General features: G+C 49.0%; 14 protein-coding genes and 1 CRISPR repeat array. Of the genes, 10 read left to right on the top strand and 4 right to left on the bottom strand.

Translation table 11 applies throughout. From position 1 onward, the window contains the following. Positions 1 to 910: 910 nt before the first annotated feature. Entirely contained in the window at positions 911 to 1,969 is a 1,059-nt protein-coding gene (locus KDW_RS19580) for a hypothetical protein (RefSeq protein ID WP_151757660.1), read from the top strand. 89 nt (positions 1,970 to 2,058) lie between these two features. Continuing rightward, a complete protein-coding gene (locus KDW_RS19575) occupies positions 2,059 to 2,625 on the top strand; it encodes a nucleotidyltransferase domain-containing protein (protein WP_233097818.1) in 567 nt (188 codons plus the stop codon). Between the two features lie 594 nt (positions 2,626 to 3,219). Here the strand turns inward: KDW_RS19575 and KDW_RS19570 are convergent. Then, positions 3,220 to 4,203: an SDR family NAD(P)-dependent oxidoreductase gene (locus KDW_RS19570; RefSeq protein ID WP_151758482.1), complete on the bottom strand. Its 984-nt coding sequence runs from the start codon at positions 4,201 to 4,203 to the stop codon at positions 3,220 to 3,222. A 172-nt stretch (positions 4,204 to 4,375) separates the two neighbouring features. After that, a complete protein-coding gene (locus tag KDW_RS19565; RefSeq protein WP_151757658.1) occupies positions 4,376 to 4,948 on the bottom strand; it encodes a TetR/AcrR family transcriptional regulator in 573 nt (190 codons plus the stop codon). Positions 4,949 to 5,639: 691 nt separating this feature from the next. Between KDW_RS19565 and KDW_RS19560 the strand changes: the two genes are divergently transcribed. The 5 genes from KDW_RS19560 to csx15 all read left to right on the top strand — a co-directional run bounded on the left by KDW_RS19560 (position 5,640) and on the right by csx15 (position 9,816). Then, the gene (locus KDW_RS19560) at positions 5,640 to 6,353 is read left to right on the top strand and encodes a hypothetical protein (RefSeq protein WP_151757657.1); all 714 of its coding nucleotides are present in this window, start codon (positions 5,640 to 5,642) and stop codon (positions 6,351 to 6,353) included. Positions 6,354 to 6,425: 72 nt separating this feature from the next. Then, positions 6,426 to 6,620: a hypothetical protein gene (locus tag KDW_RS19555; RefSeq protein ID WP_151757656.1), complete on the top strand. Its 195-nt coding sequence runs from the start codon at positions 6,426 to 6,428 to the stop codon at positions 6,618 to 6,620. Positions 6,621 to 6,802: 182 nt separating this feature from the next. Next, positions 6,803 to 7,411 (top strand): hypothetical protein, encoded by a 609-nt coding sequence (locus tag KDW_RS19550; protein ID WP_162005412.1) that lies wholly within the window; start codon positions 6,803 to 6,805, stop codon positions 7,409 to 7,411. Between the two features lie 872 nt (positions 7,412 to 8,283). Then, on the top strand, positions 8,284 to 9,432 hold the full coding sequence (locus KDW_RS19545) for a Card1-like endonuclease domain-containing protein (RefSeq protein WP_151757654.1): 1,149 nt from the start codon (positions 8,284 to 8,286) through the stop codon (positions 9,430 to 9,432). A 6-nt stretch (positions 9,433 to 9,438) separates the two neighbouring features. After that, on the top strand, positions 9,439 to 9,816 hold the full coding sequence (gene csx15, locus KDW_RS19540) for a CRISPR-associated protein Csx15 (protein ID WP_151757653.1): 378 nt from the start codon (positions 9,439 to 9,441) through the stop codon (positions 9,814 to 9,816). A 219-nt stretch (positions 9,817 to 10,035) separates the two neighbouring features. Here the strand turns inward: csx15 and KDW_RS19535 are convergent, their stop codons facing one another. Continuing rightward, entirely contained in the window at positions 10,036 to 10,614 is a 579-nt protein-coding gene (locus KDW_RS19535; protein ID WP_151757652.1) for a CRISPR-associated protein Csx3, read from the bottom strand. Between the two features lie 3 nt (positions 10,615 to 10,617). Beyond that, a complete protein-coding gene (locus tag KDW_RS19530; RefSeq protein WP_151757651.1) occupies positions 10,618 to 11,196 on the bottom strand; it encodes a hypothetical protein in 579 nt (192 codons plus the stop codon). Between the two features lie 56 nt (positions 11,197 to 11,252). Between KDW_RS19530 and KDW_RS19525 the strand changes: the two genes are divergently transcribed. From KDW_RS19525 to KDW_RS19515, 3 genes are all read left to right on the top strand, one after another. Beyond that, the gene (locus KDW_RS19525) at positions 11,253 to 12,119 is read left to right on the top strand and encodes a CRISPR-associated ring nuclease (RefSeq protein WP_151757650.1); all 867 of its coding nucleotides are present in this window, start codon (positions 11,253 to 11,255) and stop codon (positions 12,117 to 12,119) included. A 136-nt stretch (positions 12,120 to 12,255) separates the two neighbouring features. After that, positions 12,256 to 12,726 (top strand): toll/interleukin-1 receptor domain-containing protein, encoded by a 471-nt coding sequence (locus KDW_RS19520; protein WP_151757649.1) that lies wholly within the window; start codon positions 12,256 to 12,258, stop codon positions 12,724 to 12,726. Positions 12,727 to 13,110: 384 nt separating this feature from the next. After that, positions 13,111 to 13,802: a CRISPR direct-repeat array (repeat unit 37 nt; unit sequence GTTTCAATCTCTGTCGAGATGCATGGGTCGTTTAGCC). Between the two features lie 260 nt (positions 13,803 to 14,062). After that, positions 14,063 to 15,391 carry a transposase gene (locus KDW_RS19515; RefSeq protein ID WP_151757648.1) on the top strand — a complete coding sequence of 443 codons (1,329 nt, stop codon included), beginning with the start codon at positions 14,063 to 14,065 and terminating at the stop codon, positions 15,389 to 15,391. Positions 15,392 to 15,442 lie beyond the last annotated feature (51 nt).

The raw sequence follows: 15,442 nt of genomic DNA, 5'->3' as shown, positions 1-15,442 counted from the left end.
GAAGATGGAAGCAAAGTTACCTTATATAATGAACTTTTTACTCGTTTGTGCATAATTTGACAGGTCGTATGGTCAGCATGATGTATATATAGTAGTATACGCTCTAAAGCTAGCCAGACTGACCCGCTCCTTTCTTTTTCCAGCTCAAGTTAAGAGAAAAGGACACATTCTCTTTTCTCCTGATGGCATACGAAGAAGCCTACAGGAAATGTGTATCAAAGCATCATAAAATGTGTATCATAGTTGCAAATATTGAAATGAGACTGCTAGCGTTTTTGCAATTATTCTGGCGAGGGAGTTTTCCCTGTTTTGGCTTTCCAGACCAATTTCAAAAGAACTAGCCGAGAAAGAACACCCTGCTGATTAGCAGAGTAATTACCCAAAGATCAACTGTTTTATTCCAATACGTACACATAGTTTTTTCATTCATTTATGTCTCTCTATATATGCAATCGCCTTTCCGGGCTGTTCCTTTCATTTTCTGATCATATATAGAGAGAAGGTACTATTGTACCCAAAGCGAAGGATTCCTCATCCACCAGGTACGTCCCTTCTATTGCACCTGATTCTCTTCTACAAGACATGCTCCCCGCTCATACACCCATTTGTCCTGTCCGAAAAAGTGGGTCAATCTCATGTCCATATATGGGTCAGTTTCATAGAACGGAAGCAGAAAAGACGCGCCTCCTGGATGAGATACCGATAGATTGAGGAACTATGTTAAAATAGGATGATGCATCCTGATTGGATGTAAATCAGCAATACAGGACACCATAAAGAATTCAATCATGTCTGTACTCTGGCAATGGAAAGTTGTGCTCGCGCAGACAGGCTACGTGAGCGCCACATAGTACATGGATAGCTCGCAGGCAAGCAGGCAAGCACATAAACATAAGAAGTTGGGAAGAGCATGACAACAACGACAAAGAAGAAGAAAAAGATCGTTTCAACCGGGATCTGTAATTTCTGCCAGGCGGAACTGGATAAAGCGAAAATGACCCAGCATTTGAAGTATTGCACATCGCGACAGGCACAGATCGCCGACCAGCAAGCAGCATATCAGGGAAAACAGGTCCAGATCCTGCATCTCCTGGTGGAAGGTCAGTACAATCCACAATACTGGCTGCATCTAGAAATACCAGCCCTGTCACCACTCTATATCCTGGATGATTTCCTGCGTGACATCTGGCTTGAATGTTGTGGTCATTTGAGTGCCTTCACCATTAATGGAGTCCATTACGAGGCCGATCTAGAAGACGTCACTCCACTTCCCCCTTCAGGAAAAATTGACACGCAGCCGCAGACAGAGGAGATTGTGGATGAGGAGGGCAGCGAGAAGCAGATCATCGCTACGGTGCTCCAACAGGCAAATGGATTTTTTCAGAATATCGTCCCTCAGTTTCAAGAACTTTTACCAACCGCGCTGATCAAAGAATGCAGGCAATTCTCGTCCGTCGATGACCTGATCCTTTTCTTACAACAGAAAGGCAAAGAGATAAAGTGGGGACCGACACCACGTGCTTCTGATGAGGAGGAGCAAAAGGCCTACATGGAACGTTACTTCGCCAAGCAATTAATCAAGAATATGCTCCAACTTCTCCAGCAGGACGAGAGTATGGATGTGCCGCTGCAACGGGCGCTAAGAAACCTCAAGCCAGGCAAGAACTTCTTCTATGAATATGATTTTGGTTCAACAACCAGCCTCACACTGCGCGTCATCAGCGAGCGCGAAGGGCCGTTTCCCAGTAAAGAAGAGGAGATTGTCTCGCTCATGGCCCAGAATCGGGCCCCCGAATTGACCTGTGCGCACTGTGGCAAACCAGCTTACCTGATCAACGTTGACTACAGTGATGAGGATCTCCTGTATTATTGCCAATCATGCGAGGAAAAGGAAGACCCAGACCTGGAGATGAACATGCTCCCCATCGTCAACTCTCCTCGCATCGGCGTCTGTGCATATGGTGGCTAAAGTACAAAAACCTTGCGTGCGGTCGCCAAATTGGGTAGGATTACCTGGTCAATACGGAAATGCTGCATGAAAGGTATGGTACGACAAACGTGGCAAATCAGTTTGGGTCATGGCAGCCGTGGCAACCAGAGAAAATTGCCAAATTCTTTTCCACGCTCACGGTTCCCTGGTGGATCGCTGGCGGATGGGCACTCGATCTCTTTCTCGGAGTTCAAACGCGAGAGCATGAGGATATCGATGTCCTCTTTCTGCGTCGAGATCAGCACGAGATTCGTGCGCAGTTTCAAGGATGGGATGTTCAAGAAGCGCATGAGGAACTGTTACCTGGTTCGTGGCCTTTGCAAGAATGGAAACAAGACATGCTTCTCCCTGCTTCGGTCCATGATATTTGGTGTCGTCCGCACGAGAGTGATCCCTGGGCTCTGCAATTAATGGTCATAGACACCGACCATGATCAATGGATTTCTCGTCGCACGGCACAGATCCGTGGTTCTCTCTCTACTCTGGGAGGGGTAACCAGGGATGGCATTCCCTATCTTGCTCCAGAAATTCAGTTGCTCTACAAAGCGAAGGGGTTGCGTCCTAAGGACGAGGTAGATTTCGCCAGGACACTCCCCGCTCTTGATGAAAAGCGTCGTGAATGGTTGGCTCAGTGAGAGAGAAAACCTTTTTCAGTTCTCTTCATTCGATAGCAATGCGGCCTCTTGTTCACCTGGCGTTTGCTCTTTCGCCTCGTACCTCTGTAGGTGCGGAAGAGCGATCCATACACAAACAATGGCGAGGACAATAATGAACGAAGCTGAGGCATATACTTGAAAATGCCCCCACGCTGTGTACATGAAACCCGTCTGTGTCATTTCTCAGGTAAATTGGGTTTTACACACTTTCGGTGATAAGCCTTGCAATAACACGATCGTAGTCGTTTCTCTATGCTTGAGAAGCAAGCGAAATCAGGGAAGATAAGCTCATCCTTCACCGAGAGTGTGTAAGATCCGTAAATTGGCGCGTTTCTCTCAGATAATTTGCCGACGATTGGCTTGAAGAATGCATTGAGACAATTTTTGAGAAAAACTTCTCCCTCATAATATGGAGGTGCAATTTCATCTCATCCCTTTGATGCTTTTCGGAAAAATGCAAAGGCTCATTTTGTAGGCATAAAATAGCGTCCTTTTCGGGCTGTTGCAAACGGTGACGAGAAGCAAATCGGAGATAGGGACACGCATCCCCCCGCAATGCGGATTCGATTCGCCTTACGCGGCTGGTTGGCCGATGAGTTCGAGCGAGACCGTCCACAGTTTCTGTGCGATGTCCGGGTCGATCGCCCACTGCTTGACACCATCACTGTTTTTGAATAAGTCGGCGTCGTTGGGCACTGTGTGGGCCTCCTGGCCGTCGGTAAGATAGTGTCCGCCGGTGTGGGCGAATTCGGGGGCAACTGCCGCGACGAGGGTAGTAGCGGCACCTTGCTCGACAGTCTTGTAGACGAAGACTCCTGCGGCCTCGGCGGCGGCCAGGTAATCTTTTTGTTTCTGTGTGAAGTCTCTTTGCAATCCGGTGGCGATACCGCCGGGGTTGGCAGTGTTGGTGACGATGCCATCGGCGGCCCAGCGGCGCGTGGCTTCAACCGCAAATAACGAGTTGGCGGTCTTGGACTGTGCGTAGGCCGCCTGCGGGTCGTACTCGCGTCGTTCAAAGTGGATGTCGTCGAACACGACTGGTGATCTCATATGTGCGGTAGAACTGACCGAGACGATGCGTGCCTCGCCCCATTCGCGGGCACCAACGGCGAGGGCGTCATGCAATCCAAGGCTCAGAGTGAAGTGGCCAAGGTAATTGGTGGCGAACTGCAGTTCCCAGCCTTCCACAGTCCGGGACAGAGTGCTCGGAATGGCCCCTGCATTATTGATCAGCAGATGCAGCGGTCCCTTCCAGCTCTGGACAAAGTTGGCTACTGAGGCTTGATTGGCAAGATCCAGAGCGATGACGCGCACACGCTCATTCCTGGTTGACTTCGCAATGTCCTCGGCAGCCTTCGCACCAGCGGCGATATTGCGGACCGCGAGTGTTACTTCCGCGCCAGCGCTGGCGAGTGCCCGAGCGGTCTCAAGGCCGATGCCGGACGAGGCTCCGGTGACGATGGCACGAACACTGGTGAGGTCGAGACCAGCCACGACGTCCGCAGCAATGCTCGTGGCGTTAAATCTGGTTGTGATGAGTGAATTGGGTATGGTCATAAAAATCTCCTGAAGGAAATAGGCGTGTTTGCGGTTGTACCAGAAGCGTGGAGAGCCGTGATTGATCACACACACGTCCCATTTACCCTGGCACAATCTCATAGGCAGACAACGTGTGACACTCATTTGTTTTATAAATGAGTGCTCAGGCACTCATTTAAGAAGAAAATTTTTAGGATCCTGTCACCGCATTCCAGAAAGCGGTAAAGCCAGCATCCCAAAAACGGTCTGCCTCTGAAGGATGGAGTTCAATGAACTCAATGGTCATATTCATGAGGGAGAGGAGTAAGGCCGTACCAAATTCATAGGGCTGATCTTTGAGAGCACCACAGGCAAACGTCTCTTGAATCATCGCATGAAGAGCTTCGTATCCTTCCAGACTCAAGCGTTTGGTCTGTTCCCAGATGGAATCCGAAACGCTCAATTGGGTGATGACTTTGTATTTATCAGGATGAGCAATGCCGAACCGAACATACATGTCCCAAACCCAACGAGCACGGACCCCTAAGCTTGCATGGGCAGGATACGCGTCGAGCATATTTGCTCGCACTTCGGCCTTCAATTCCAAATACAATTCATTGAACAGTGTCTCCTTGGTCTCAAAGTAAGTAAATAGTGATCCTTCTGAGACTCCGGCTACTTTGGCGATTTTGGACGTAGGGACACTCAAACCTTGCTCGGCAATCAGTTGAACTGCTGCCGCAAGGATAGCGTCGCGTTTCTCTGGACTTTTGGTTCTTGCCATACACTCTCACCAATCGAATAATGACTGAGTACGTACTCATTATAGTAGAAAGGAAAGCTTTTTGCAAGGCTGAGCAACTTCCAGAGTACAGCTCTTATAATGAATATGCACGGCGAAAACAAGCTCCATACGTACCTGTTGGATCACTCGTCGCATAATACGCCGAGACATAGGTCAAATAGTGCATGAGATATCCACCCCAGCCGCATTGAGAAACGCCACCATCACACAGCCAATTTCCAAAAACGAGGCGGTTTACGCCGGTTCATAACGGTTCGGTACAAATGCACTTTTGAGCTCACATCTTCAGAAAAGACATCCTCTGCGCTCCTCACGATAAAGTGGAATTGGTAAAGACTGGTATCAAACAGGGTCCAAACCGTGGACCCAATAAAGGAGCCTGGGGAGCCTATTAAGAGGATAATTCAAAAGTGCAAATATACCGTTTTATATCCAATTTGACATCCAAATTTCAAAACACCATTTTAGAGGCATCTAAAGCGGCGCCAGCATAGAAACGGTACACTCGATGAGCACACAAAAGAGGACACGACTACAAATATTTGCCGACTTACACTGGTACGACGAAACCATCAAATTTATTTTCAACTTCGTCACCAAGACCAGCTAACTCCTGCTAGCAGCAGGCATCGTCGTCAGCACCGCCAACTTTCTCACCGACGGCAATGTCATGCACGGAAATACCGCGCTCTCCGAATCCTGGGCCTGGGCACAGGCCATCGCTATCGACTCCAGCCTGGGCATCGTCTTCATCAACGCATTCCAGGCCCTGCGGGAACGCGACAAAATACGTGCCATTATCTTCTTCACCCTCACAGCCCTCCTCGCCACGGTCGCCGGACTCATCACCCACTTCGACGCCCTCGGCCATGCCGCCGGACTGCCAGTCTCAGACAAAGGTGTCTCCGGCGCCATCCCCATCTGGGTTATGACCGCCCTGCGGGCAGTGGCCGTCATCGGATTTCTGCTGACCTCCCGGCTCAAAAACTTCTCCTTCAACCAACTCCGCGACGACTGGCACAGAGAAGAACAAAAACAGCAGGACAAACAGGATGCCGTTCCGCAAATAGACTACAAAGAACTGGCCCTCGCCCTACAAGGCGTGATCCAAAATATCAAAGAAGAAAAAGAACCTGAAATACCCCACATCGACGAGCCACCCAAGCTCCTCCTGCTTACAAACGCAGAAGAACACAAATCAGAAACGGAGTCGGCAGAACAACGGATCGCGCAAGCCTACGCTGAGCTGCTGGAGGAAAGGACAGAACAGAAAAACGATAAGCCCATATCGGTACGTGACCTGGCCCAGCACGCCAAAGCACGCCGCGCCACATGTAGCACCTGGCTCAAACAACATGAAGAAGGCCTGCAAGCGGAACTATAACATAGCGACATCAGGGGCAACGTGCAACCTACGTTGCCCCTATCAACTTATTGAAATAAAAAGGAAACACACATGTCACACACAACGCAAGCAATCATTATCTTGATCGGGACTCCCATCCTGGTCACCACCATGATTATCATCGTCGAAACCTATGGGGTGAAGAGATATCTCTACCTGGTCGTTCACTGGGTGAAGGCGGTGGCGTCTCAATCTCAGACGAGCAACAACGGTCATTTCGCCAGGCTGGTGGCTCCAGTCATATAATCTATTTGCTATTTAAATAATCTTTTGTTGGAAAAATTATAAATAGATCCTGAGAAATAAGATTGCATATAAAGATTCCTGGTCTATATTGGTCAGCAATAATGTCTCCCTTTCTGCGTTTAGATAATTGCAGGGTAGTCGATAATGTATCAAGCTTTGCTTTAGCCGGAAGGGTTATATGTATGTCAATGCTGAAAAAATTGTTTCCTCTAATAATTATGATGAGTGCTCTGTTTTTAGCGGCTTGTAGTCAAGCGGATGGAACCTCAGCGACTGTTACAACACCTGCGAGTACAAGTACGACAGGTGCAACCCCTACTGTGAGTGTCAGCCAACCGACCGCAACCCTCACTGTGGATGTCAGCCAACCAACCGCAACCCCTACTGCGGCTGTGGGTGTCAGCCAACCGACCGCAACCCCTACTGTGAATTCCACAGGATATGCAGCGAAAGTTGGAGGGACCAGTCCCTCGGTGGACCTGAATAATCGAGGTGATAATTTAACGACCATTCTCTCAATTGAAGATGGTGATGCCGTGCAATTTACTCAGACTACCCTGAATGTGCCTCTGAAGGCAAAGGGGGAAGTGTATATTCAGAATAAGTCATCTCATGATCAGACCATTGTGAGCGATACGACTAATGGTTTTGCCCCATTCACGATTACGCATCAGACCAGGGTAGCACTGGATTTTTATCGCAAAGGGACATTCAGGGCTCATATCAAAGGCGAGGCGGTGAGCGCTGCGACCTCCCTCACGATTATTATTACCATTCCATATACAGGCTAGCTGCCTTTGTTATCCTGTTGTATTTTTATGTGTATAGTAAGTATTACATCCGCTCAGACAATTCATGCTTGCACATGACTCTTTGCGTAGATATCACTTGTATGAAGGGCGATGTATAATAAGCGAAATAACCTGTCTCTATATAGAACAAGAAAATTCGTTTATCCAGTTTCATCGCCCTGTGCTTCTGTTTTATGTGCTACAATGCAAGAGGTCTCTCCTCCTCACCAGAACGCAGACCTCTCCACCCACTATAAACGATCAACGCCAGGAAAGAAGCAATACAGTACTATCCCCGAATGCAGTAGCAGCCAAAAGTATTACCCATCCCCATATTAGAACATATGATCTGGATTGTCTATGCTGAAATAAAGCAGGAACCAACAAGAGACAACTACCCTAAAACACCCTCGCTCATACCGTTTTTCAGCAAAAAAACGTCAGATGTATAGCACGGAAGTTGGCTTTTCCTTCATTACTCATATGTAGTGATGAGCTTTTTCATTGGTGTTTATGATGCGTGTGGCCTTGCAGGGGCTTATACTACTTGTGATTGGAAGATTACTACGGTAAAAAGGTGTTGCTTACGCACGTATTCATTTCATGGCTATCTATCCGTAGTAATTTGCTGATCTCGTAACTTGAATTTAATAGATATACATGGATTCTGTAGTAAGATGATCAGACTTATCACGTACTACCTGCTACTGCTGGCATTATCATAGCATTTGAATCGGAGCCAAAACCTCCAGCGGCTACGGCCGTATGAGACTGATCGACTCGGATGATTTATTGTTATCAGCGCAAGGCAAAGAATTAAAAAACATAATCCAAGGCATTGAACTTGTTACCTATATTGGATGAGGTAAATAATGACAAAGAAAACAGCTCTTTTAGCACTCACTGGTGGCAGATGTACGCCTGATATTCTCGCGCTACAGTGTATTCATCCTGAATTAGTGGTCATCCTTACCTCAGAAGAGGGCTATCGGGATGAAGCAACTTTCGTCAAGTTTGCCAATAATCTACCACAGCATAAAATACAACTGCCAACTGTCCATGTAGAATCCTATGATCTGGATAAAGTCAAACAAGCTTGTCTGGACATTTGTACGCAATATCCACAAACAGAGTGGGATTGGACGTTTTCTATTAGCTCATGTCCAAAAATTCTCGCCTTTGGCGCCTACGAGATTGCACAACAACTGGAAATCCCATGCGTCTATATTGATAGCAGACACAAAAAAATCATCTCATTTATCAAAGGTATCGGAGTTTCATCGGAAAGCTTTTTCCATATGTCCGTCGATGACTATATGGAGATATTCCAGCGTACACGTGATAAAACAAATTATGATGAAAAATACCGTGCCTATGTACAAGCACACAGTCAAATCGCTAAAATCATGGCATGTTCGGCTGATACACCCTTGTTCAGCAAATACATGCGCGATAAAAAAGCGAAAGAAAAGGTAGAGATTCCAGATCTTTTTCCTGCTACGTCGCCATTATTACGCGAACTGGAACACCACGGAGCTATACACACGCACGTATATACTGATGGAAGGATAGAGTGCCAGTTTACCAATGCTGCGATGGCAAGTTTTCTGGGCAAAGGAGACTGGCTAGAAGTATATACCTGGAGTGAAGTCGAAAAGGCGGGTTTTGCCGACGATAATCAATGGGGCTATACTCTTCAGAGCACGGCTAAGAATGAGCTAGACACTGTCTTTACCTATGACGCACAACTCATCTTCACTGAATGCAAAACGGATGAAAATCCATTCAAGAAGAAAAAAGCATCCTATCTTGATGCAATGAATAGTAAAGCAGAAATGTTAGGGAGAACATATACAACCAAGGTCTTCGTAACAAATGCCTCCAAAACACTTGATGGTTATGCTAACTTTTGGGAGCAGGCTCAATTACGCCAAATCGTAGTCGTAACAGCTGAAGATCTTCCCAATATCGGTGAGATACTCAAAAAGCAAGCCATCGATCCAGATTTTCCAAGGAAATAAAAAAGCATGTACGTACTGAACTTTTCGCATCCGCTCACTGAACCACAAAAATCCCAGATTCAAACACTTGTAGGTAAGACCATCGAGGAAGTAAAGACGATCACGGTCCAGATCAACCAGGATGAGCCATTGGAACCACAGCTTATGGCTATCATTAACTCTGTTGGATTGAGCTCAAAGGAATGGCAAACATTACCATTACTAATCAATCCCCCTGGCTATGCGCCAGCAGCCTTTGTTCTGCTGGCCATGCTCCATGGCCGCATAGGACACTTTCCCGCGCTCATGCGGATGCGACCTATTTATGATCCCATCACCAGCTTTGAAGTCACCGAAATACTCAACCTGCAACATATCCGCGAACGAGCCCGCACACAGCGGTAAGCTAACAAACCAGGCAGGAGCGAGATTATCAGAGCAACAAGGCACTAATAATCTCGCTCCTATCTATGTACACCACAACAAGAAAACCCATATCTAACACCGACAATCCCCTGAAAACACCCTCGTGATAGCCTCCATCCGCAACTCGATTGCCATCCACGCAAAAATTATCTCTATCCGCTCGACTTTGTACACAATTGCCATCCATTCAAACGTCAGTCAGGTGCGGGGCATGTCGATGATGTCACCGGGGCGATAAGGGACATCGCGTCGGGCGTAGATGACGATGGCTTTGTTGATGGGTGGATAGTAGGTGGCGAGCCAGGGGAGATGCTGGTCGCGGTAGAAGCGGGCGAGAGCGGTGAGGAGCCAGTAGGGCATTTTACCGTGGATGATCAGTCCTCGGTCTCTAGGGACTGGAGGTAGGGGAAATGGGGCGGGCTGGAAGTATTCGAGGTGAGTGGGAATTTTTATGCGCAGGATGGTGGCAACCCGTGACATGAGGAGCGCACAGGGAGCATCGGGATGCTGTTCCTGGCTGAGTTGAACGGGTAGGGGCTGGATCCAGCCAAAGGGGAGGCGGGGATCAAATTGGGTTAGGGGTTGGTCTCCGGTCGCGGCGGCTACGGCGGCATAGGCCCAGGTGGGAGCAACGCCATAGAGGCTCAAGGGAACGTGCCTGGGTAGTTGTTCCAGTACCCATGGGAGCATATCTGGCTGCCAGCGTTCATTGGCGGGCACAAAGGTGTAGAAATTAAGGAGCTCACCGGGCGCTTGCTCGAATTTGATGCGCTCCAATTCTTACAGATCATATGAATTGAATAAGGCAGCAATCCTCTCCACTAGCAGTTCAAAGACAGGTCCGTGTACCCGCTCACTATCGTGGCGGTGGAGTCCTGTGAGCGTCCCTTCGATGGTGGGAGAGCTCCTGGTCAGGATACTTTCACCGGTCAGGGTTGAGGTAATGTGGGCCAGAGGGGCCACCCCATTTTCATGGATCAAGCGCTGCCATATACGCGTCGCATCCGGCTCGTCCTCACGCAGCAGCAGGATGGAATGTGTGCAGAGACGGAAGAGATCCAGCTGTGTGCCCTGCGGACGGCCGCCCATGTCTATCAGAAATGGCAGGCAGCGATGCTCAATATCATAGGAGATGCGCTCGACAAAACTGGCTGGCCAGGCCGTCGTCACGTTCAGACGAATCTGACTCACCGTATCGGGATGACTTTCCTGGGTCCAGTTGCCTTCTCCATCCAGACAAGCTCGAATCGCGTGATGAGGAATATTACGCTCACGGAGTGCATGTGTTACACTATAGAAAAGGACCGATTTTCCAGCCTGCGGCGGACCGCCGATGAGAACAGCGGGTAAGAAATTCATTGTTCGAACAACTCCTTTTGTTATCGTCAAGCTAACACGGAAGGTAGGAAGCGCTCGTGTCAGTTCGTCCTCATATCCTCCTGGCCACGCTAGGCGGTCAGTCCCAGATCATCACCTTCACCCTGGACCTCCTGCTCAAAGAATATCCGATCAGCGATGTGATTGTCCTGCATCCCAATGCCGATACCGAGAAATACCAACGCTCACTCAGCCAGCTGCGTGCCGAGTTTCCTGGTGACTACTATACGGCCGCGGGACGCACTATCCACCTGCGCTCACATGTCCTGCGCATGGACGGCGCTCCCATCGATGATATTGTGGATGATATCCATGCCGACGCCACCCTGGAAACGATCCATCAACTGGTCGTCAGCCTCAAACATCAGGGATATCATATCCACCTCTCAGTCAGCGGTGGTCGCCGCCTGATGTCCCTGCTCGCAATATCGGTGGCCGCCCTCAACTTCGATCGACATGATCACATCTGGCATATCCATACTCCCGAAGCGACGGTTGCCCAGGTCCGCAATGGCGCCCACATGCATGTCCCACCAGAAGCCGGCGTCAAACTGATCCGCGGACCCTTTATCACGCTCGGAGCCTATATCCCGAACAGCAATACGTCGTTCAAAACCGCCGAGCAAGAGCAACAAGACCACCTGAATCTACAGGAACGCAAACGCTGTCAGCAGGTCATCGAGCTTGCCACGTCACGCCAGCTCGATGTTCTGAAAGCCTTTGCCCGTGGACTCCGCACACCCCAGGTCGCCAGCGAACTCTGTATCAGCGAAGCCACCGTTCACAGCCATAAAGGCCATCTCCTCCAGCACTGCCGCAACATCTGGAATATCCCCGAGTCCGAGCCCCTCGACTACCACTTCCTCTGCCAAAAGTTCAGCACCTACTTTGAGAGCGATAGCTAAAGTATAGCAAGCTCACCACCAAAATACATCATAACCCCTACTGATTTTACTCATAAGGATGTAGCTCAGTATGGTACAGTCCATCGTAATTATTTCTATTGATAGTGCTCTTATAGGTTATGAAGGATGATCAAGGATGATGAGAGAACAAAAACCGCCCGTAACGGTTTATTTGAGCTATGCACAGAAGGATGAGGCACTCAAACAAGAATTCGAAGACTACCTGAGTATAATGCAACAAACCCAGGTCATTGCTAGTTGGGCAGAGTGCCAGGTGAAGCCGGGAACAGATTGGTCACAGATCATCGATCCCCACATATTGACTGCTGATCTTATCTTGTTGCTGGTGAGCCCCAGCTTCCTTGCTTCTGGCTATTGCTCGGGCGCTGAATTCCATGAGGCATTTGAGAGAAGCAAAACGCGGAGAGAAACGGTTCTTATCCCCATCCTTCTACACCACATCAATTTAGCAGGACACCCACTTGGAGCAATCGCGTGGTTGCCAAGGGGAAAACCTGTTTCATCCTGGTCCGACCGGCATAAAGCCTGGTTGAATGTAGACCAGGAGATTCGTCAGGTAATAACGCACATACGCCAAACATTTTAGTATAAAAAGTAAGTTTAGCTCATAGTAATTAAACGTGAACTGCTCACCATGCACATAGCACAAACAGCCAGCGAGCAGTTCACATATTTGTGAATCACTATTCCCCCATCCTTGCTTAAAGGTGATGTCACCTACCTCGAGCCATGGTATCGGCACACCGTTGCCACATGAGGAGCGTTTCCTATCAATCTCACTGCCGATGCCCCCTCTGATGGCCGGTATGTATACCAACGAACCGTGTCTACCACGGCAGCATTACATATGGGCATGTGGTCTATGAGCGAGCCTTGAATGGGGCCTCATGGTGCCCGAACAAGCTCCGTATGCACCCGACAGTTCAATTAGCCCCAACTATCGAAGTCTATGTCCCCTACCAGACAGCTTGTTTCAATCTCTGTCGAGAAGCATGGGTCGTTTAGCCCTCCATGCCTATAAACGGCCAGTGGGGAATGGCCCTGTTTCAATCTCTGTCGAGATGCATGGGTCGTTTAGTCAACTGCAACTGCAACTTCCACTACGGTGGAAGTGTTGTTTCAATCTCTGTCGAGATGCATGGGTCGTTTAGCCCAACCAGTACCTCGCGTGCCAACTTGAGGAGTACGTTTCAATCTCTGTCGAGATGCATGGGTCGTTTAGCCGCAGCATCCTGCCAATAAACAGCTACAACCCAGAACCGTTTCAATCTCTGTCGAGATGCATGGGTCGTTTAGCCTGCAGTCATCGATGGCAACTCTGCCGGTAAGGCGCTGTTTCAATCTCTGTCGAGATGCATGGGTCGTTTAGCCGTGGCACTGGGTGCCGCCTTATGCGGCATGGTTGAGTTTCAATCTCTGTCGAGATGCATGGGTCGTTTAGCCAATCGAAATTGGCTATAGGCACCGCAACCAGGTGGTGTTTCAATCTCTGTCGAGATGCATGGGTCGTTTAGCCCGAGCGAGAACTCGATGACACACTCGCGACCATTGGGTTTCAATCTCTGTCGAGATGCATGGGTCGTTTAGCCATAGACGTCCTCGTCCTAGCAGTGTCACCAGCAATTGTTTCAATCTCTGTCGAGATGCATGGGTCGTTTAGCCAGGAAAGATCGTGCGGAACACCCGTGAAATCGTGCGGAGTTTCAATCTCTGTCGAGAGGGGTGCAACTAAAGTATTCCTCAAAAAAGGCCCTTTGAACGATTCCGACTCGTCCCTGTATTCTCTAAAAACACGAGCAACTAAAGAAGAGATCGCAAAATCCACCTGTTTTCTCTATTGATCTCGTTTTTGCTTGACAAAAGAAAATCTCCTTTGCAGAGTATTTATATCAAACCACACATCTCCAAAGGAGTCTCTTGATATGATACCTGTTTCTCACCTCTTTGACCAGTCCACCCTGGCCACCCTACTTGATCATGATCCTGTTGTCGCCGACTATCGTGCCTTCTTTTCCTTGATTGATTGGTCGTTGGTCGAGCAATGGGAACGCAGCCAATCCACACATCGTCGACCACCCCTCCATTCTGAGCGTGCCTACTTGAAAGCCTTTCTTTTACGTATCCGCGAAGGGTTTCTCTATTCAACCCAACTGCGACAGTTTCTGCTCAAGCATCCTCTGCTCATCATTGACTTCGACTTTCATCTGGTCCTTGATCCTCAAAAGCCCTACGGCTTTGATGCCCAAAAGACACTGCCCTCACGCTTTTGGCTGAGCAAAAAATTGCGTTGGCTGGATCAGGGTCTCCTTCAACAGTTGCTTGAAGCTACCGTGTCCGCGCTCCAGGCCCAGATTCCTGGGCTGGGAGAAACCGTCGCATTTGATGTCAAGCATATCTATGCATGGGTCAAAGAAAACAACCCACGAGCCTACATCAAGGAACGCTTTGACAAAGATCAGGTCCTCATCGGCGATCCTGATTGCAAGCTTGGTGTGAAACGCAGCACCAACCAGGAACAACCAGATGGTTCCACCAAAGAAAAGAAAGAACTGCTCTGGGGCTATGGTTCAGGAGTGGCGGCTGCCACCACGCCCGACTATGGCGATGTGGTGCTGGCGGAGTACACACAGCCCTTCAATGAGAACGATGTCACCTATTTCCGTCCGCTCTCTCAACGAGCAGCACTGGCTTTGCAGCACTTTCCCACGCATATTACCGCTGATGCTGCCTACGATGCCTGGTATATCTATGAAGCAGCCGCACGTCATGGTGGCATTGCGGCGGTTCCGTTGAATCAGCATGGGCATTTGGTCTATGAGCGAGCCTCGGATGGGGTTCCCTTGTGTCCGAAAAAGCTCCGTATGCACCCGACCTATCAATTCAATCATACCTACGGCTATCGAGCCCAACGCTTCCGCTGTCCACTGCTCTTCCCTCAAGCCACGGGGAACACGTGCGATCATGCACAATTTGGGAAAGGGAAAGGCTGCGTCAAGGATGTGAATTGGGAGCGGGGTGCACGAATGCGTGTGAGTCTCAATCGTGAGAGCCCGCTCTACAAGGCCATTTACACTCAGCGCACCAGTTGCGAGCGCATCAACAGCCAGGCTAAAGAAATCGGAATTGAGCGACCTAGAGTCCATAATCATCGCTCTGTTGCGAACCTGAACACGTTGACCTATGTGATTATCAATGTACGTGCTCTCAGTCGAGCCATTTCGATCAACAGAGGACTTCTACAAATGATTTAGTTGCACCCCTCTACCGAGATGCTTCCGCTTCTGCGACGCACCTTTCTCGAG

Origin of the sequence: Dictyobacter vulcani (assembly GCF_008974265.1) — a bacterium.
Classification (GTDB): Bacteria; Chloroflexota; Ktedonobacteria; order Ktedonobacterales; family Ktedonobacteraceae; genus Dictyobacter; species Dictyobacter vulcani.
This window is presented reverse-complemented; position numbering and strand designations above follow the sequence as displayed.